Source organism: Actinoallomurus soli, from assembly GCF_024055715.1.
GTDB lineage: Bacteria > Actinomycetota > Actinomycetes > Streptosporangiales > Streptosporangiaceae > Actinoallomurus > Actinoallomurus soli.
On sequence record NZ_JAMXMV010000018.1, the window covers coordinates 146,324 to 163,882 of the forward strand.

18 protein-coding genes and 1 pseudogene are annotated in these 17,559 nt (G+C 71.7%); 11 read left to right on the forward strand and 8 right to left on the reverse strand.

Annotation, left to right across the window (positions count from 1 at the left end; translation table 11 throughout):
* Nucleotides 1–58 precede the first annotated feature (58 nt).
* From NDW01_RS33420 to NDW01_RS33445, 6 genes and pseudogenes are all read left to right on the forward strand, one after another.
* A pseudogene (locus tag NDW01_RS33420) lies at nt 59–802 on the forward strand (ABC transporter ATP-binding protein); the annotation flags it as partial.
* 74 nt (nt 803–876) lie between these two features.
* The gene (locus tag NDW01_RS33425) at nt 877–1,566 is read left to right on the forward strand and encodes an ABC transporter permease (RefSeq protein ID WP_252828328.1); all 690 of its coding nucleotides are present in this window, start codon (nt 877–879) and stop codon (nt 1,564–1,566) included.
* The gene (locus tag NDW01_RS33430; protein ID WP_252828329.1) at nt 1,563–2,234 is read left to right on the forward strand and encodes an ABC transporter permease; all 672 of its coding nucleotides are present in this window, start codon (nt 1,563–1,565) and stop codon (nt 2,232–2,234) included. The genes NDW01_RS33425 and NDW01_RS33430 overlap by 4 nt, the downstream gene beginning before the upstream one ends.
* A gap of 29 nt (nt 2,235–2,263) precedes the next feature.
* Nucleotides 2,264–3,202 (forward strand): ABC transporter substrate-binding protein, encoded by a 939-nt coding sequence (locus tag NDW01_RS33435; protein ID WP_252828330.1) that lies wholly within the window; start codon nt 2,264–2,266, stop codon nt 3,200–3,202.
* A gap of 79 nt (nt 3,203–3,281) precedes the next feature.
* On the forward strand, nt 3,282–4,109 hold the full coding sequence (locus NDW01_RS33440) for an AraC family transcriptional regulator (protein WP_252828331.1): 828 nt from the start codon (nt 3,282–3,284) through the stop codon (nt 4,107–4,109).
* A 50-nt stretch (nt 4,110–4,159) separates the two neighbouring features.
* A complete protein-coding gene (locus NDW01_RS33445; protein WP_252828332.1) occupies nt 4,160–5,089 on the forward strand; it encodes a DMT family transporter in 930 nt (309 codons plus the stop codon).
* A 27-nt stretch (nt 5,090–5,116) separates the two neighbouring features.
* Here NDW01_RS33445 and NDW01_RS33450 read toward each other — a convergent pair whose 3' ends face one another.
* A complete protein-coding gene (locus NDW01_RS33450; protein ID WP_252828333.1) occupies nt 5,117–6,019 on the reverse strand; it encodes a serine hydrolase in 903 nt (300 codons plus the stop codon).
* On the reverse strand, nt 6,016–6,912 hold the full coding sequence (locus NDW01_RS33455) for a LysR family transcriptional regulator (protein WP_252828334.1): 897 nt from the start codon (nt 6,910–6,912) through the stop codon (nt 6,016–6,018). Before NDW01_RS33455 ends, NDW01_RS33450 begins: the two co-directional genes overlap by 4 nt.
* Nucleotides 6,913–6,995: 83 nt before the next feature.
* Between NDW01_RS33455 and bla the strand changes: the two genes are divergently transcribed.
* Nucleotides 6,996–7,961 carry a class A beta-lactamase gene (gene bla / locus NDW01_RS33460; RefSeq protein ID WP_252828335.1) on the forward strand — a complete coding sequence of 322 codons (966 nt, stop codon included), beginning with the start codon at nt 6,996–6,998 and terminating at the stop codon, nt 7,959–7,961.
* A 108-nt stretch (nt 7,962–8,069) separates the two neighbouring features.
* Here bla and NDW01_RS33465 read toward each other — a convergent pair whose 3' ends face one another.
* The 3 genes from NDW01_RS33465 to NDW01_RS33475 all read right to left on the reverse strand — a co-directional run bounded on the left by NDW01_RS33465 (nt 8,070) and on the right by NDW01_RS33475 (nt 10,647).
* Entirely contained in the window at nt 8,070–9,323 is a 1,254-nt protein-coding gene (locus NDW01_RS33465) for an MFS transporter (protein ID WP_252828336.1), read from the reverse strand.
* A gap of 71 nt (nt 9,324–9,394) precedes the next feature.
* Complete coding sequence (locus NDW01_RS33470; protein ID WP_252828337.1) at nt 9,395–9,820, reverse strand: Rid family hydrolase; 426 nt, start codon at nt 9,818–9,820, stop codon at nt 9,395–9,397.
* A 53-nt stretch (nt 9,821–9,873) separates the two neighbouring features.
* A complete protein-coding gene (locus NDW01_RS33475; protein WP_252828338.1) occupies nt 9,874–10,647 on the reverse strand; it encodes an HD domain-containing protein in 774 nt (257 codons plus the stop codon).
* Between NDW01_RS33475 and NDW01_RS33480 the strand changes: the two genes are divergently transcribed.
* Complete coding sequence (locus NDW01_RS33480) at nt 10,636–11,568, forward strand: GlxA family transcriptional regulator (protein ID WP_252828339.1); 933 nt, start codon at nt 10,636–10,638, stop codon at nt 11,566–11,568. The genes NDW01_RS33475 and NDW01_RS33480 overlap by 12 nt on opposite strands.
* Nucleotides 11,569–11,611: 43 nt before the next feature.
* On the opposite strand, the gene NDW01_RS33485 is transcribed toward NDW01_RS33480, so the two are convergent.
* Entirely contained in the window at nt 11,612–12,586 is a 975-nt protein-coding gene (locus NDW01_RS33485) for an alpha/beta hydrolase (protein WP_252828340.1), read from the reverse strand.
* On the reverse strand, nt 12,583–13,515 hold the full coding sequence (locus tag NDW01_RS33490; protein WP_252828341.1) for an alpha/beta hydrolase family protein: 933 nt from the start codon (nt 13,513–13,515) through the stop codon (nt 12,583–12,585). Before NDW01_RS33490 ends, NDW01_RS33485 begins: the two co-directional genes overlap by 4 nt.
* A gap of 118 nt (nt 13,516–13,633) precedes the next feature.
* Here NDW01_RS33490 and NDW01_RS33495 point away from each other — a divergent pair, with 118 nt between their 5' ends.
* On the forward strand, nt 13,634–14,272 hold the full coding sequence (locus tag NDW01_RS33495; RefSeq protein WP_252828342.1) for a TetR/AcrR family transcriptional regulator: 639 nt from the start codon (nt 13,634–13,636) through the stop codon (nt 14,270–14,272).
* Nucleotides 14,273–14,303: 31 nt separating this feature from the next.
* On the opposite strand, the gene NDW01_RS33500 is transcribed toward NDW01_RS33495, so the two are convergent.
* On the reverse strand, nt 14,304–14,891 hold the full coding sequence (locus tag NDW01_RS33500) for a TetR/AcrR family transcriptional regulator (RefSeq protein WP_252828343.1): 588 nt from the start codon (nt 14,889–14,891) through the stop codon (nt 14,304–14,306).
* 98 nt (nt 14,892–14,989) lie between these two features.
* On the opposite strand from NDW01_RS33500, the gene NDW01_RS33505 reads away from it, so the two are divergent.
* Together NDW01_RS33505 and NDW01_RS33510 are read left to right on the forward strand one after the other, a co-directional pair.
* Nucleotides 14,990–15,838, forward strand: coding sequence for an oxidoreductase (locus NDW01_RS33505; protein ID WP_252828344.1), 849 nt, complete (start codon nt 14,990–14,992; stop codon nt 15,836–15,838).
* Nucleotides 15,839–16,067: 229 nt separating this feature from the next.
* A complete protein-coding gene (locus NDW01_RS33510) occupies nt 16,068–17,522 on the forward strand; it encodes a M1 family metallopeptidase (RefSeq protein ID WP_252828345.1) in 1,455 nt (484 codons plus the stop codon).
* Nucleotides 17,523–17,559 lie beyond the last annotated feature (37 nt).

The window sequence follows — 17,559 nt, forward strand, 5'->3', positions numbered from 1 at the left end:
AGATAAATCACACTATCTTGACCTTTAATCCCGGATAACCCCAGGGGCTGAGCCACTCTTGATCCAATTCGATGGCGTAACGAAGCGCTACGCCGACGGCACCGTGGCCGTCGACGACCTCACGCTGCAGATTCCCACCGGCCAGATCACCGTGCTCGTCGGGCCCTCCGGCTGCGGCAAGACCACGACATTGCGGATGATAAACCGCCTGATCGAGCCGACCAGCGGCACCATCACCATCGACGGTGAGGACGTCCGCGCCCAGGACCCCGCCCGCCTGCGCCGCGGCATCGGCTACGTCATCCAGCACGCCGGCCTGTTCCCGCACCGGACGATCGTCGACAACATCGCCACCGTCCCGTACCTCCTCGGCTGGGACAAGAAGAAGGCCCGGACGACGGCGCTGGAGCTGATGGAGCGCGTCGGCCTCGACACCAAGATGGCCAAGCGCTACCCGTACCAGCTGTCCGGCGGGCAGCAGCAGCGCGTCGGCGTCGCCCGCGCGCTCGCCGCCGACCCGCCCGTCATGCTGATGGACGAGCCGTTCAGCGCCGTCGACCCGATCGTGCGCAAGAGCCTGCAGGAGGAGTTCATCCGGCTGCAGTCCGAGCTGCGCAAGACCATCGCGTTCGTCACCCACGACATCGACGAAGCGATCAAGCTCGGGCACACGGTCGCGGTGTTCAAGGTCGGCGGCGTCCTCGCCCAGCACTCAACGCCCGACGAGCTGCTGGCCGAACCGGCCGACGACTTCGTCCGGGAGTTCCTCGGCGGTGAGAAGGGCCTCAAGCGGCTACGCTTCAACCGCGACCTCGACCGCCAGGACGAGCCGGGCGCCGAGCGGCAGGACAAGCCTGACGTCGAGGCGGCGGAGCGATGACCCTGGCGGCGGCGAACGGCGGGGAGCCGCTGATCCGCTGGGACTGGATCGGTGACCACACCGGGCAGCTCGCCGACCTGACCGCCCACCATCTCAAGCTGGCGCTGCTGCCGATCCTGTTCGGCCTCATCGTCGCGATCCCGCTCGGCCTGCTGTGCGCGCGGTGGCGCTGGCTCTACCCGCCGACGCTCGGCGTGGCCAACGTCCTGTACGGCCTGCCGTCGCTCGCGCTGTTCATGCTGTGCATCCCGTACTTCGGCATCGGCAGCGGCGGCCGCGCGGACTTCACCATCATCGTGCCGCTGACGCTGTTCTCCCTGTCGGTCCTCGTGCCGAACGTCGTCGACGGGCTCCGGTCGGTCCCCGATCCGGTCCGCCAGGCGGCCACCGCCATGGGGTTCGGCACGCTGCGGCGGCTGATCCAGGTCGAGCTGCCGATCGCGGTTCCCGTCGTCATCGCCGGGGCGCGGGTCGCGGCCGTCTCCTCGATCAGCCTGGTCAGCGTCGGGACCCTCATCGGCAACGGCGGGCTCGGGCAGCTGTTCGTCGATGGGTACTCCCGTGACTTCACGACGCCGATCATCGTCTCCTGCGTGCTGATCATCGTTCTCGCGCTGGTCAGCGACGGCGTCCTCGTCGCCGCGCAGCGCCTGCTCACGCCCTGGGCCCGGAGGGGGACGCGATGAACCTGGCCGACCAGATCAGGGCCGCCTGGACCTGGCTCACCGCCTCGGCGCACTGGAGCGGCGGCGAGGGCATCCCGCACCGCCTGCTCGAACACCTCGGGTACAGCGCGCTGGCCCTCGTGATCGCCGCGCTCATCGCGCTGCCGCTCGGCGCTCTCGTCGGTCACACCGGCCGCGGCGGGTTCGCCGTCGTCACCGTCGCCAACTTCGCGCGGGCCATCCCCACGCTGGGCCTGCTCCTGCTCGTCGTCACCGTGACGTCCATCGGCCTCACGCCCGTGATCATCCCGCTGATCGCGCTGGCGACCCCGCCGATCCTCGTCAACACGTACGAGGGCGTTCGCGGCGTCGACCCCGACATCAAGGACGCCGCCCGCGGGATGGGCATGACGGGGACCGGCATCCTGCTCAAGGCCGAGGTGCCGGTGGCCATGCCGCTCATCCTCCTCGGCCTGCGCACGGCCGCCATCCAGGTCGTCGCCACCGCGACCATCGCCGCGTACGCCGGCATCGGCGGGCTCGGCCGCTACATCGTCGACGGCCTCGCCCGCAAGGACTACCCCTCGGTCGTCGGCGGCTCGGTGCTCGTCGTCCTGCTCGCCGTCATCGTCCAGCTCGCCTTCGTCGGCATCCGCCGAGCGGTCGTCTCCCGCGGCCTGCGCAACTGAGACCTGATGATTCAACGGAAGGAATCAGCATGATCCGCATCGTTCGTGGCGCCGCCCTCGGCGTGACGGTCGCCCTCGCGCTCGCCGCCTGCGGAGGCGGCGGAGGCGACAAGAACGGCGGCAACCCGCTCGACCAGAAGTCCAGCGGCGGCGGCGCGGGCAGCGTCGTCGTCGGCTCGGCCAACTTCCCCGAGAGCCAGCTGCTCGGCGAGGTGTACGCCCAGGCCCTGGAGGCCAAGGGAGTCAAGGTCACCAAGAAGTTCAACATCGGCAGCCGCGAGGTCTACTACGACCAGGTCAAGTCCGGTGCCATCACCGTGATGCCGGAGTACAACGGCGCGCTGCTGACCACGTCGGTCGACAAGAGCAGCACGGCCGTGACGACCGACCAGGTGAACTCCGAGCTCAAGGCGAAGCTGCCGTCGACGCTGGAGGTCCTCGACTCGTCCAAGGCCGAGGACAAGGACTCGGTGACGGTCAACTCCCAGACCGCCGCCAAGTACCACCTGAAGTCGATCGCCGACCTCAAGTCGGTGGCCGGGCAGCTCACGATCGGCGGTCCGTCGGAGTTCAAGACCCGCCAGCAGGGCCTGGTCGGGCTGGAGAGCAAGTACGGCCTGAAGTTCAAGAAGTTCCAGCCGTTCGACGCCAACGCGCAGACGACGCTGGTCAAGCTGCTGAAGAACGACAGCATCCAGGCCGCCGACCTGTTCACCACCGACCCGACGATCACGGCCAACAAGTTCGTCGTGCTGGAGGACCCGCAGAACGTCTTCAGCGCGCAGAACGTCACGCCGCTGGTCTACAAGTCCGGCCTCAACGCGACCGGCGTGGCCGCTCTGAACGCCGTCTCGGCCAAGCTCACCACGCAGGACCTGCTCGCCATGATGACCAAGGTCGTCAGCGACAAGGACGACGCGAGCACCGTCGCCAAGGACTGGCTCAAGCAGGCCGGCCTCGGCGGCTGACCCCTGGCCGATCAGGTACCGCGGCCCCTCGGCGATCGCCGAGGGGCCGCGTGGCCAGGACGGGGGAAGGGCACGTGAGGTGAGCGCACGGGAACAGGCACGGTGGACCAGGGCGCGGCTCGGCCGGGACGGACCCTCGCTCGACCTGCTCACCGCCCGCTTCGACAAGCACGTCTACGCCCCGCACGCGCACGAGGAGCTCACCGTCGGCGTCTGCGTGGGCGGCGTGGAGTCCATCGACTACCGCGGCGGCCGCATCCGTACGGGCCCAGGCTCGATCATCGTCCTCGAGCCCGGCGAGATGCACACCGGCGGCCCCGCCACACCGATCGCCGGCTACGCCTACCTCGCCCTGTACGCCGACCCCGCCCTGGTCACCGACGGCGTCCGAGGCGGCCTTCCGCACTTTCGTGAGCCGCTGCTCGACGACCCCGAACTCGCCGGGGCCCTGCGCGCCGCGCACATCGACCTCGTCCGCCGCCCCGACCCCCTGGAGGCTGAGTGCCGCCTCCCCTGGCTGCTGACCGCGCTCGCCCGCCGGCACTCCACCGCCCGCCCGGTGAGCGACACGGTCCCGGGCGCCGCCCGGATCGCCCGCACCGTCCGCGACCGCCTGGCCGGCGACCTCACCGCCCCGCCCTCGCTCACCGGCCTCGCCGCCGAGCTGGGCCTGTCCCGCTACCAGCTCCTGCGCGCCTTCCGCACGGCGACGGGGGTCCCGCCGTACGCGTGGCTCGCCCAGTACCGCGTGACCAGAGCCCGCGCGCTCCTGGAGTCCGGGTTGCGGCCCGCCGAGGTGGCCGCACTCGTCGGGTTCGCCGATCAGGCGCACCTGACCCGGTGGTTCCGGCGGGTGCTGGGCGTGACACCGGCGGCGTACCGCACCAGCGTGGCAGGGGCGGCGTAGCCGCAACAGCGTTCAAGACGGCCCCATCCGGGCGGCCCGATACTCGCCGCATGACTGCACGTGGCTGGTTCCTCTTCTCCCTGATGGGAGTGGTCTGGGGCATCCCCTACCTGATGATCAAGGTGGCGGTGGACGCGGTGTCCCCGTCCACGGTGGTGTTCACACGCTGCGCGCTCGGCGCCGTCCTGCTGCTGCCCTTCGCGCTGCGGCAGGGCGGCCTGGTCCGCACCGCGCGGGCGCACTGGCGTCCCCTGCTGGCCTTCGCGTGCACCGAGATCATCGTCCCCTGGTTCACCCTCAGCGACGCCGAGCGCCATCTGTCCAGCTCCACGGCGGGCCTGCTGATCGCGGGCGTGCCGATCGTCGGAGTCGTCGTGGCCCGCTTCTTCGGCGGCACCGACCGGCTCGGGCTCCGGCGGGCGGCCGGCCTGACGGTGGGCCTCGCGGGTGTCGCGGTCCTCACCGCACCGCACCTGACCGGCGGTGACGCCCGCTCCCTCGCCGAGGTGCTGGCGACCGTGGTGGGGTACGCCACGGCCCCGCTGATCGCCGCGCGCCACCTGAAGGGCGTCTCCTCACTCCAGCTCACGGCCGCCTGCCTGGCCCTGGCCACCGTGGTCTACGCGCCCGCGGCCGCCGTCACCGGCCCGTCCGCCATGCCGTCCGCCGAGGTCCTGGCCGCCCTCGCCGGTCTCGGCGTCGTGTGCACCGCGATCGCGTTCGTGGCCTTCCTGGAGCTGATCAAGGAGGCGGGCCCCGCGCGCGCCACCGTCATCACGTACGTCAACCCGGCGGTCGCGGTGGCGGCCGGGGCGGTGTTCCTCGGCGAACCGTTGACGCCCGGGGTCGTCACCGCCTTCGTCCTGATCCTGGCCGGATCGGTCCTGGCGACGGCGGGCCCCGCCACCGGTGAGCCGCGTACGCCTGATACGGCCCCTACGCCCGAGGCCTTGGCCGGCGCGGTGGACGAGTCCGGCTGACGGCCGCGCGCACCCCGGGGCGCGTCGTCACATCGCGCGCAGGCGGTCGCGGAGGGCACGCGCGACCCGTCCCATCAGCGCCTCGGCCTCGGGCTGGTGCAGGGCCGGCACCCGCGACCCGGTGAACGCCGCGACCCCGAAGACCCGGCCGTCGGCGTGCTCGACCACCCCCACCTCGTGGCGGAGGTTGAGGAGCGTCCCGGTCTTGGAGGACCAGCGGGTCGCGTCGGACCGGAAATCGGGTGCGAGGCGCTGCCGCAGCACGTTGTCGCCCATGAGCTCCCGGACCCGCGCGGCGACGTCCGGGTCGATCTTCGACGGCGTCCACAGCGCCTGCAGCAGGTCCAGGTACGCCCGCGGGGATCCGGAGTTGGCGAGGGTCACGTCGAGCTGCGGGATGCGGTGGCCCCGCCCGGTCGTGCCCGCCTCGATCGCCAGGACATGGGCCAGGTGCGCGTCCTCCGGGGGCAGCAGTTCGGCGAGCGTCCCGGTCAGCTCGCGGATCGTGTGCCGTACCGTGACGCCGCGCACGCCCAGCTCCTGCAGGATCGCGGCGACCTCGGCCGGCGGCGTGAGGGCGAACAGCGCGTCCGTCGCGGCGTTGTCGCTGACGGCCATGCTGAGGTAGAGCAGGTCGTCGACGGCGATCCGCGTGGCGTGCCGGAACCTGCTCAGCCCACTCGGCCCGGGTGCCGCGGCGCCCGGCTCGATCGAGATCTGCGCCGCGCCGTCGAGCTCCCCGCGCCGTATGCGCTCGAGCGTCGCGATCGAGAGCGGGATCTTCACCAGGGAGGCGACCGGGAACTCCAGGTCCGGATCGATGCCCAGCTCGTCGCCGGAGCGCAGGTCCCGGACCAGGAACGACCCGCTCAGCCCGGCGTCGTCCAGGGCCGTGCGCAGGTCACGGAGCAACCCCTCGACGCCCGTCACCGTACCGCGCCTCCCTCGGTCTCATCGGCGCCCAGGCAGCGGGCGATCTCCGCGCGGAGCCGGACCCGGACGCGCTCGGCGTCGTCGCCGATGCCGGCGGCCACCTCGAAGCCGCGCCCGACGCCGACCTCGCCGATCGGACGCCAGTGCAGCCCGAGCTCCCCGGCCTGGCGCGGCGAGCACAGGAGGAGATCCCCCGACGCCACCGCCTCCGCGGCCGCGGCGACGAGAGTACCCGCGACGGCGACCTGGGCGGGCAACAGGCCGACCGCGTCGCGGACCCGGAACAGGCGGTCCCGGACGTGCGGCACGTCGTCCTCGGGCTGGATCCAGATCCGGCGCGGCCGTGCCGCGAGGGCGGCGCGGCCCGGCCGCAGGGTCTCCAGGTAGATGGTCCGGGCGGCGGGAGCGGCCGTGCCCGCCAGCCCGAGGGCCACGGACCAGGTGCCCTCGTCCGGCGGCACCGCCGTCAGGGCGGCGCGGACCTCACGGGACCGGACGAGCTCGGCGCGTTCGGCCGGCGGCGCCGGCTGGAAGTCCAGGTAGACGCCCTTGCGGCGCGCCTCGGCGGTGAGCAGGGCCAGGTCGCGTACGGAGCAGACATCGGGGACGGCGAGCCGGAGCGGGCTGAGCTTGGCGCGTTCGGCCTCGTCCTCCATGGCCTCCGCCAGCCGCACGAGGCGCTTGGCCGACGGCAGCATGTCGCGACCGAATCGGGTGAGCGTCACCCGGCGCGAGGACCGGTCGAGCAGGCGCTCGCCGAGGTGCTTCTCCAGGGCGGCGATCCGGCGGCTCGCCACCGGCTGGGGGATCCGCGCCGCCGCGGCTCCCTCGGTGAAGCTGCCGTGCTCGCTGACGCTCACGAACGCACGCCACGCCCCGAGGAGATCCACGACCAGAGTTTATGCTGTTTCAGCATTGAATCGCCCGTTTACGTCTTTGACCGCATACGAGGGCCGTCGGAAGACTCCCCGGCATGAGGAACGCACGACAGAAGAAGCAGCCCACGCGCCTTCGGGCTCCGCTCGCCGCGGCCGCCGCCCTCGCGCTCATCCCGCTGAGCGGATGCGGCGCGGACGGCGACGCCGCGACCGCGTCGGCGAAGGTGACCCCCGCGAGCGCGTCGGCCACGGTGACCGCCGCGTCGGCGCCCGCGGGGCAGCGGAACGACCAGGCCTTCCAGGCCCTGGAGAAGCAGTACGACGCCCGGCTCGGCGTCTGGGCGCTCGACACCGGCACGGGGAAGGTCGTCGCCTGGCGCGCCGACGAGCGGTTCGCCTACGCGTCCACGTCCAAGGTCCCGCTCACGGGCACCGTCCTGCGCGAGGACCCGATGAAGCGGCTGGACCACGTGGTGAAGTACACGGCGGACGACCTCCTCTCGTACTCTCCGGTGACCGAGAAGCACGTCGCCACGGGGATGACCATCCGCGAGCTGTGCGACGCGGCGCTCCGGTTCAGCGACAACACGGCCGCGAACCTGCTGTTCCGCGAGGTCGGCGGGCCGAGCGGCCTCGGCGCCGCCCTGCGGCGGATCGGGGACCGCACCACCCATGTCGACCGCAACGAACCGGACCTCAACACCGCGATCCCCGGGGACGTCCGGGACACCAGCACGCCGCGGCAGCTCGGCACCGACCTGCGCGCGTACACGCTCGGCCACGTGCTGCCCACGCCCAAGCGCGACCTGCTCATCGACTGGATGCGGCGCAACACCACGGGCGACAACGTGATCCGCGCCGGCGTCCCGGCCGGCTGGACCGTCGGCGACAAGACCGGGACCGGCGACTACGGCGTGCGGAACGACATCGCCGTGGCGTGGCCCCCGCACCGGGCGCCCATCGTGATGGCGGTCATGTCCAGCCGTTCGACGAAGGACGCCACGCCGAACGACAGGCTCATCGCCGGCGCCGCCAAGGTCGCCGCCGACCGCCTGACCTGACCCGCCGTCCCGGCACGTCCACCTGACCTGACCCGCCGTCCCGGCACGTCCCGGTCCGGTCCGCCCGTGGGGTGGGCGAACCGGACCGGGAGACCCGTCAAGCCGTGATCAGGCGTCGGACTCGCACGTCACGTGCATCTGGCGCGTCGGCCGTGCCGTACGGCCGGTACGCAGGAGCGCGACCAGTGTCGCGACGGCGAACGCCACCACGAACAGCGAGTAGTCCCGCGTGGCGGAGGCCAGGCCACCGCCGTGCACGACGAGGATCCCGGCGACGATGGCCGGCAGGCCCATGCCCAGGTAGCAGACCACGTAGATCGTCGACAGGACGCCCGAGCGCTCGTGCTCGGCGACCAGGGGCAGGACGGTGCGCATCCCGCCCTGGAACCCGGCGCCGAAACCGACCCCGGCCACGCAGGTGCAGGCGAAGAAGCCCACGATCGACGAGGACTCGACGGCCACGAGGGTCCCGAGTGAGCCCACCACGAGCAGTCCGATGCCGAGGAACATCACGGTCCGGGGCGGTGTGCGTTCGAGCGCGACGGTGGTGATGGTCGAGACCACGGTGAGGACGAACAGGCCGAGGCCGCCGATCACCATGGACGTCGAGCCCGAGAGCCGGCGGGCGAGCGCGGGGGCGAGTGAGCCGTAGAAGCCGCCGAGCGACCACACCGCGAACAGCGCCGGCGCCACCGCGAGCAGGGGACCGCGCAGGTGGCGTGGCACCGCGAGTTCCGGTACGAGGGCGGAGCGCAGCCCGGGCCTGCGGCCGATGGTCTCCGGTAGCAGCGCCACGCCGGCGGCCTGGATGACGAAGATCCCGATGAGCATGACGTAGATGAGCCGCGTGGGCGCCGGCAGGTACTGGACGACCAGGCCGGACAGCAGTGCGCCGACCCCGGACCCCAGTCCGGGGGCAATGGCGTTGGCGCGTGTGCCGCGCTCGCGGTCGATGTCCAGCATCGCGGCGCCGAGTGTGCCCAGCGCACCGCCGGTGGCGACGCCCTGCAGGATCCGCCCGGCGAGCAGGGCGCCGATGCCGCCGGCCGTGATGAACACGACCATGGCGACGATCTGCAACGCCAGCGCGGCCAGGAGGACCGGCTTGCGACCGAGGTGCTCCGACGTCCGGCCGAGCACGAGCAGCGCGGCCAGGACGGTGAGGGCGTAGCTGCCGAAGACGATGGTGGTGGTCATCGGGGAGAAATGCCATCGGCCCGCGTAGATGGCGTAGATCGGCGTGGGGGCACTCGAGGAGGCCAGGAACGAGACGATCATCGAGGCCAGCAGCGTAAGGCCGGCGAGGCCGGGACGCCGGGCGGTCGCGGAGACGTTCTCGTCCTGCTGAGCCGAAGTCTTCATGTCGAATCTCAATGCGAATGGTGACGAGCTCCCGGGCTCGGGGGCCGGCCCCCGAGCCCGGGAGCATCGGTCTATCGGGATGCGGTGTCGGGATAGGTGGCGGTCGCGCGGATCTCGACCAGGAGACCCGGGCTGGCGAGGCCGCTGACACCGATGATCGTCCAGGCCGGGTAGGGGGCTTTGATGAGGCGCTGTTTGGCCTCGAGGAAGCCGGCCATGTTCTCGCGGATGTCGACGTGGTAGCTGGTGACGTCGACGAGGGCCGTGAGGTCGAGGTTCTCCAGCCGAAGGATCTCCTCGATGCGCCGGATGGCGATCTCGGTCTGTTCTTCGACGGTCTCCGCGATGGTTCCGTCGGCGCGGCGGCCGATCGTTCCGGCGATGAAGAGCTGGCCATGGGAGCGGACCGCGGCGGAATAGCCGAAGCTCGAGAAGGCGCTGGTGGTCTTGCCGAAGACTGCGGAGTCCTCGGGGATCTCGACGGTGTAGGTGGTCATCGCGGTGAATCCTTTTCTTTGTCGACCGAGTAGGGGTTGTGGGGTTCGGGGCGTCAGTCGCCCCATCGGGACGAACGGCAGGCATGCTCCAGCCGGGTCTGGCCGAAGGTCTCGCGTTCGCGGATGAACTCACCGGGGATCGCGTAGCGAGGTGCGTTCTTCGGGTTCTTCGCGGCTTGCGCGACGATCGCGTCGGTGAGCGAGCGGATCATTTCCAGCCGTGGATAGGCGGCGTGGACGGCGTCGGCCTGCGCGTCGGTGAGGGCTTCGAGGTGGTCGCCGCCGAGCGGGCCGCCGAAGTCCAGGGCGACGCCTTCGCGGACGAGCAGGCACAGGGTGCCGCGGCGTTCCGCGATGCCCGAGGAGGTGTGCAGGGCGATGGCCTGCCAGACCTCATCGGCGTCGGCTGCGGGCGTTCCGTGTTCGATGAGGAATTCGGCGGCCCGGTCGGCGCCTTCGACCTCGAAGCGCTGACTGTGCGGCCCGTCCGACGCCACGCCGAGGTCGTGCATCGCGCACGCCGCGAACAGCAGATCGTCGTTGTAGTCACGGCCGACGACCAGGGCGAGGCGAGCGGCCACCAGCCGGGCGAACAGATAACTGCGGATGCTGTGGTTGAACACCGACTGTGATTCCACAGGTCGGATGAGATCCACGATGGCCTCGGCAAGCGGTGTGCCGGGCAGCGCGAGCAGGTCGGCGGTCGTCGCGCCGGCCTGGTCGGTGGGGATCGGTCCGGTCATGTCCTCCAGGGTGGCCGTCACCGTCCTGACCTGGACAGTGGCAATTTCGCCGACTTTCGTTAGGATATTGCCATGGCGGTACATCGAGTCGCTGTGCTGGCGCTGGACGGGGTCACCCCGCTCGACCTGGCCATCCCGGCGCAGATCTTCAACGCCCGGCCGGAGACGCCCTATGAGATGACCGTGTGCGCACTCGACTCGAAGGTGACCACCACCGCGGGTTTCACTCTGGTCGCCGCTGGGGGCCTGGAGCAGGTGCGCGCCGCCGACACCGTGATCGTGCCGGGATTCGAGCCGCTCCTTCGGCCGCCGGAGGCCGTGCTCGGCGTACTGGCCGAGGCCCGTGACCGGGGCCGGCGAGTGACGTCGATCTGCACGGGCGCGTTCGCGCTGGCCGCCGCGGGCGTGCTGGACGGGCTGCACGCCACGACCCACTGGAAGCACATCGAGGACCTCGAGCGGGACTTCCCCGCCGTCAAGGTCGGCCGCGACGTGCTCTACGTCGACGAGGGAGACGTGCTCACCTCGGCCGGGGTGTGCTGCGGCATCGACCTGTGCCTGCACATCGTGCGCCGCGACCTGGGGGCGGTGGTGGCCAACCAGATCGCTCGCGGTCTGGTGGCCGCCCCGCACCGCGACGGGGGGCAGGCCCAGTACGTGCCCGCTCCCGTCGCGGAGGCCGGTGAAGCGTCGCTGTCCGAGACCCGCGAGTGGGCCCTGCACCGGCTCGGCGAGCCGCTCACCCTGCGCGTGCTCGCCCGGCACGCGGGGCTCTCGCAGCGTACGTTCATGCGCCGGTTCACCGAGGAGACGGGCACGACCCCATTGCAGTGGTTGCTGGGCGCCCGTCTGGGCAGGGCCCGGGAACTGCTGGAGACCACGGACTACTCGGTGGACCGGGTGGCGCAGGACTGCGGGCTGGGCACGGCCGCCAACCTACGGCTGCACTTCCGGCGTGCGCTGGGCACCACCCCCACCGCCTACCGGCGCGCCTTCAGCCACTGACGTCTCCGGTTCGGCGGAGCGGCAGGGCTCCTGCGATCGCCTGTCAGCCCGCGGCCAGGAGCCGTCGGATCCAGGCGGCTCGGGTCGCGGACGCGGTCTGTGACAGCGAGGCATGGGGGACCATGCCGTCGAATCCGTGGAAGCCGCCCGGCCAGACGTGGAGCTCGGCCTGAACGCCGGCCTGCAGCAGCCGAGCGGCGTAGTCGATGGCCTCGTCGCGGAAGGTCTCGACGGAGCCGACGTCGACGAATGAGCTGGGCAGACCGGTCAGGTCGGTCGCTCTCGCCGGCGCGGCGTAGACGCTGACGTCGCCGCCGCCTCTGCGTTCGCCGAGCAACGCGGTCCACCCGGTCGTATTGCTGGTGGCGTCCCAGATGCCCTCGCCGTCGAGTTCCCGGCTGCTCGGCGTGACGAAACGGTCGTCGAGCATCGGGCACATGAGCACCTGACCGAGCAGCCGCGGACCGCCGCGATCGCGGGCGAGCAGTGCCACGCCGGCCGCGAGCCCTCCGCCCGCGCTCGCGCCGGCGACGATGATTCGGTCCGGGTCGCCGCCGATCTTCGCGGCGTGTTCGTGGGTCCACAACAGGCCCGCGTAGCAGTCCTCGATCGGAGCGGGATCGGGATGTTCCGGCGCCAGGCGGTACTCCACCGACACCACGACGGCGCCGTTGTCGACGGCCCAGTCGAGCGCGCCGGCGACTCCGGTGCGATTGTTGCCGATGATCATGCCGCCGCCGTGCATGTAGTAGAAGACGGGCGCTCCTGCCGCCAGGCCCACGGGCTTGAGGACGAGCAGCGAGACCTCGGGGGCGCCCGGCGGACCCGGTATGGAGATGTCCTGCAGTTCGACGGTCCCGTCGCGCGTCAGGTCCTCGTCCGCGACCGCGAACATGGGGTTGGCCCGCAGTCCCTCGATGTCCCCGGCGGTGATGGACGGTGACAGATGTTCGTGGACGACCGTCAGCACTGCGGCGAGCTCCGGATCGAGCGGTGGGTGGGTCATCGTCGTCCTCACTTCGAGTCGATCCTTGCCAGCGGGTCGCCGGCCGTGGTCAGGGAGTCGCGGGTGGTGGGCCACGCGCCGTCGTCGAGGCCGAGCGCGGTGCGCAGGTATGCGAGGGTGGCCTGCTGGACGAGCGCGACGCGTTCGGGGTTCTCGTCGGTGGTCCGCGTGTCGTGGTGGCCCTGGATGCCGCCGAGTCCGTGTTCCGCGCCGAAGAGGGTCACCAGGTCGGTGGCGCCGGGGCTGAGGTGGTAGCCGTCGGTGAACCAGTCCGCGCCCCGGACCGTCAAGGGGGAGTCGTCGTGGTCCCCGGCGACGATCAGGCTGGGCGTTTTCATCACCGTGAAGTCGGGGTTCATGAAGGGGAAGTACTGGGTGGCGAGCGGGCTCAGGTCGTCACCGCCGGTCCCGGGCAGGCAGAGCAGTACCGCGGCCTTGACGCGCGGGTCGGCCATGCTGTCGCCGGGTGTGCCGTCGGTCTGGAGGACCCGTGCGCCGGCGAGGGTGCTGGCGGTCTGTGCGCCCCAGGAGTGCCCGGCGGCCGCGATGCGGTCGGGGTCGAGGCGTCCGGCCAGTCCGGGCACGGCGGCTTCGACGGTGTCGAGTTGGTCGAGGACGCCGGTGAGGTCGTCGGTCCGTATGCGCCAGATGTGCGGGGTGCGCGGGTCGTCGGGGGCGAGGCCGGAGGAGTCGAGGTGGGTGGGCTGGATGACGGCGAACCCGTGGCGGGCCCAGTAGCCGGCCAGTGGCGCGTAGTCGTCCATGGTCAAGGTCATGCCGTGGGAGAAGACGACGACCGGCAGGTTGTGGCCGGTCGTCGGCGCGGTGACCCGTACCAGCAGGTCCTGGCCGCGGTCGGGGGCGGTGAGCCTGACCGGCGCGACCGAGATGACCGGCGCGCTCGGATCGGTGATGGCAGGGGGTGATGCGGTGTCGCTCATGGGAGTCCTCGCTAGTGGGAGGGATGATTAGGGCGAGCTGGCACAATTAGTTCCGGAGCGTCGCTCCGAATCCGAATATATGGAGCAATGCTCCGCTTGGCAACCTGGAGGTGCCCGCATGTCACCGGCAGACATGCCGCAGGCCCGCGGCGAGCGGCGCAAGCGGTCCGACGCGCGCCGGAACGCCCAGACCCTGCTCGACGCCGCCGCGGCCGTCTTCGCCCGCGCCGGCATCGACGCTCCGGTGCGGGACATCGCCGCCGAGGCGGGCGTCGGCATGGGCACCGTCTACCGGCACTTCCCCACCCGCCCCGACCTGGTGGTCGCGGTCTTCCGCCACCAGGTCGACGCGCTCGCCGCCACCCCGGCCGGCGCCTCCGGCGAAAACCCCGAGAACCCTTACGAGGCTCTGCGGTCCTGGGTGGCCCGGTTCACCGACTTCCTGGTGACCAAGCACGGCCTGCCCGAGGCACTGCACTCGGACCAGGCGGGGCTGGAGAGCCTGCACGCCGAGTTCGTCGACCGCCTCGTCCCGGTCCTCGACCGGCTGCTGCGGGCCTGCGTCGACGCCGGCCGGATCCGCGCGGACGTACGCCCCCTGGACCTGATGATCGCCATCGGCAACCTGTGCATCGGCGCCGACACCTTCCCCGGCTACCGCGCCCGCCACATGGTCGACGTCCTCCTCGCCGGCCTCCTGCACCACGCCCCCGCCCCCACCGACGCCGACCGGCCCAGGACGCCCACAGCGCCCTGAACGACGTCACCGTGCCGCGCGGGAGCCGAGGTCAGGGGTGACGGCAGGGGGCGAAAAGCGTGACCGCGTCGGTGATCAGCGCGTCGGCTTGCGCGGCCTGGACCCGGTCGGAGGCGACGAGTGAGGCGATGCCCTGCAGGGTGGCGATGAGAAGCAGACGCAGACGCTCGGGTTCCCCGGGCGGAAGCGCGCCCCCTCGCTGCCATCGGCGGACCAGGTCGCCGAATTCGGTGAACAGGCGTTCGGACGCCGCCCGCAGCCCGGCGGACCGCGTGGCGGTCTTGGCGCCGAACATCAGATCGAGCAGAGCGCCATCCGTGGTCGCGAAGCGCACATAGGCGCCGGCCACCGCGCGCAGTTGAGCCTCGCAGTCCTCGCCGGCCCCCTCGATCGCCACGCGCATCTCCTCGCCCAGGCGCGCGAAACCGGTCTCGGCCAGGGCGTCGAGCAACGCCTGCCGGTCGGCGAAATGGCGGCGCGGCGCGGCGTGGCTCACTCCTGCCTGACGGGCGAGGTCGCGCAGCGACAGGGCCTCGATGCCCTGCTCCCGCAACGTCCGCTCGGCCTCGGTGAGCAGTGCGGTGCGCAGATTGCCGTGATGGTAGGGCCGATCGGGCATGCGCCCCAGCATAACACCCGATGTATCCATTGACAGCATTGTCGTCGATGCCTACATTGTTGCTCGTGACTACTTTTAGCGTTACCGACATCCCTGACATGACCGGCACGACGGCGATCGTGACCGGCGCCAACAGCGGCATCGGCCAGGCCACGGCCCACGCCCTGGCCGCGGCCGGCGCACGCGTCGTGCTCGCCGTCCGCAACGCCGGCAAGGGCAAGGCCGCCGCGGCCGCCATACCGGGCGACACCGAGGTCCGCGAACTCGACCTGGCCGACCTGGAGTCCGTCCGGTCGTTCGCCGCCGGCTGGGACGGCCCGATCGACCTGCTGATCAATAACGCGGGCGTCTCGGGACCGACGCTGACCCGCACCGCCGACGGATTCGAGTCCAAGTTCGGCATCAACCACCTGGGGCACTTCGCCCTGACCAACCTGCTGCTCGAGCACATCACCGGCCGCGTCGTCACGGTCGCCTCACAGGCCGAGCGATACGCCAGGCTGGATCTCGCCGACCTCAACTGGGAGCACCGGCCCTACCAGCCCTCCCGCGCCTACAACGATTCAAAACTGGCGAACCTGCTGTTCACCGCCGAACTACAGCGCCGCCTGACCGCCGCCGGATCGGCCGTGCTCGCCCACGCCGCCCACCCCGGCCTGGTCGCCACGGACATCTACCACCACGACGGCCCCCGCCGCCCGTCCGACATCCTGTGGTCGATCGCGCTCCGGCTGCTGGCCCAGGATGCCCGGCGCGGCGCGCTGCCGACCCTGTACGCCGCTGTCGCCGACATCCCCGCCAACAGCTTCACCGGCCCCGACCATCTCGCACACATGCGCGGCGCCCCGGAACTCATCGGCCGCTCCGGTCCGGCACAGGACACCGACCTCGCACGCCGCCTGTGGAATCTCTCCGAGCAGTTCACCGGAGTCGGATTCCCCCGCTGACCGGCCCCGCGGCCGCGCGGCCGCCGCTGTGGGATGCTCCGGCCGAACGCGCGACCACCGCCATGACGACGGGTGGGCCGCCCACTCGAGCGCGGCAACGTCCGAGACGTCCGCGCCTACGGGGTGGGGCGGACCGAACCGGGAATCCCCGTGCGGGCACGATCGATCGGGCGACCGCCGGCCGGAAGCATGAAGGCGTCGATCCCCACCTGCTCTCGAGGTGACCTTCATGCGCTTCTCCCTCCCGCGGACCTCCCGCCTCGTCGCGCTCGGCACGGCCCTCGCGTGCGCGGGCTCGGTCGCCGCCGCCTCCCCGGCCTCCGCCGGGCCCGTCTTCCGGCCGGGTTCCCCCGGCGTCGGCGATCCCTGGTACCCGCTGGAGGGCAACGGCGGGTACGACGTCCGGCACTACTCCCTGGACCTGGCGTACGACCCCTCGACCCGGCGGCTCGACGGCGTCGTCCGCATCCGGGCGCGGGCCACCCAGAACCTGTCCCGCTTCGACCTGGACCTGCGCGGGCTCACGGTCCGGAGCGTCCGGGTGAACGGGGCGGACGCCCGGTTCACCCGCGAGGGGCAGGAACTGATCATCACTCCCCGCCACGGCCTGCCCGAGGGGGCCGGCTTCGTCGTCACCGTCGCGTACGGCGGCGAACCAAGGCCCATCGGCGGTGACACGCCGTACGGCTTCGTCCCGACCGACGACGGGGCGGTCGTGCAGAACATCGAGGACGGCGCCTCGACCTGGTTCCCCTGCAAGGATCACCCGTCGGACAAGGCGACCTTCGACTTCCGGGTGCGCGTCCCCCAGGGTCTCGGCGTCGTCGCCAACGGCCGGCTCGTGTCGCGTCGCACGGACGGCGACCGGACGACGTTCGCCTGGCGCGAGAAGGACCCGATGTCCACCTACCTGGCCACCATCGACATCGGGAAGTGGCAGGTGCGGACCGGGACGACGCCGGGCGGGATCCCGCAGTACACCGCCGTCGATCCGAGGCTGGAGGCGGCCCGGCCGGGCTCGGCGGCGTTCTTCTGGAAGACCACCGCCGAGGTCACCGACCTGTGGACGAAGACGTTCGGCCCCTATCCGTTCGACTCCACCGGCGCCATCGCGCTGAAGGTGAGCTACGACGGCAAGGAGCTGCCGTTCTCGGAGGAGACGCAGACCCGCCCGGTCTACTCCCAGGTCGACTCCGCCGGGACGGTCGCGCACGAACTGGCCCACCAGTGGTTCGGCGACAGCGTCGGCATCCGCGGCTGGAACGAGATCTGGCTCAGCGAGGGCTTCGCCACCTTCGCCACCTGGTACTGGGACGAGGTCAAGGGCGGGCGGCCCGCGGCCGAGCAGGCCCGGCAGGTCTACGAGACGTATCCGGCCGACTCTCCGATGTGGCAGGTCGTGCTCGCCGATCCGAAGGCCCCCGACGAGAACGCCGGCCCCCGCGTCTACTACGGCGGCGCGATGGCCCTGCAGTTCCTCCGCGAGAAGATCGGCGACGAGAGATTCTTCGCCCTGCTCCGCGCCTGGACGGCCGAGCACCGGCACGGCACCGCGACCACCCGCGACTTCGCCGCCCTGGCGACCCGGATCTCCGGCCAGGACCTCAGCGCGTTCTTCCGGGCGTGGGTCTTCGGCACCGGCCGCCCGCCCCTCCCGCCGGCGGCCCGCCGCAGCGCCCGCTGAGCAGGGCGGGACCTTCCACCGGACGTCGGCGCCCCGG

Excerpts from the sequence above, each read along its gene's own strand:
- NDW01_RS33495 (WP_252828342.1), top strand. The coding sequence starts at position 13,634 with ATGTCACCGGCAGACATGCCGCAGGCCCGCGGCGAGCGGCGCAAGCGG.
- NDW01_RS33430 (WP_252828329.1), top strand. The coding sequence starts at position 1,563 with ATGAACCTGGCCGACCAGATCAGGGCCGCCTGGACCTGGCTCACCGCC.
- NDW01_RS33465 (WP_252828336.1), bottom strand. The coding sequence starts at position 9,323 with ATGAAGACTTCGGCTCAGCAGGACGAGAACGTCTCCGCGACCGCCCGG.
- NDW01_RS33445 (WP_252828332.1), top strand. The coding sequence starts at position 4,160 with ATGACTGCACGTGGCTGGTTCCTCTTCTCCCTGATGGGAGTGGTCTGG.
- bla (WP_252828335.1), top strand. The coding sequence starts at position 6,996 with ATGAGGAACGCACGACAGAAGAAGCAGCCCACGCGCCTTCGGGCTCCG.
- NDW01_RS33510 (WP_252828345.1), top strand. The coding sequence starts at position 16,068 with ATGCGCTTCTCCCTCCCGCGGACCTCCCGCCTCGTCGCGCTCGGCACG.
- NDW01_RS33470 (WP_252828337.1), bottom strand. The coding sequence starts at position 9,820 with ATGACCACCTACACCGTCGAGATCCCCGAGGACTCCGCAGTCTTCGGC.
- NDW01_RS33505 (WP_252828344.1), top strand. The coding sequence starts at position 14,990 with ATGACCGGCACGACGGCGATCGTGACCGGCGCCAACAGCGGCATCGGC.
- NDW01_RS33500 (WP_252828343.1), bottom strand. The coding sequence starts at position 14,891 with ATGCCCGATCGGCCCTACCATCACGGCAATCTGCGCACCGCACTGCTC.
- NDW01_RS33475 (WP_252828338.1), bottom strand. The coding sequence starts at position 10,647 with ATGTACCGCCATGGCAATATCCTAACGAAAGTCGGCGAAATTGCCACT.
- NDW01_RS33480 (WP_252828339.1), top strand. The coding sequence starts at position 10,636 with ATGGCGGTACATCGAGTCGCTGTGCTGGCGCTGGACGGGGTCACCCCG.
- NDW01_RS33435 (WP_252828330.1), top strand. The coding sequence starts at position 2,264 with ATGATCCGCATCGTTCGTGGCGCCGCCCTCGGCGTGACGGTCGCCCTC.
- NDW01_RS33425 (WP_252828328.1), top strand. The coding sequence starts at position 877 with ATGACCCTGGCGGCGGCGAACGGCGGGGAGCCGCTGATCCGCTGGGAC.
- NDW01_RS33490 (WP_252828341.1), bottom strand. The coding sequence starts at position 13,515 with ATGAGCGACACCGCATCACCCCCTGCCATCACCGATCCGAGCGCGCCG.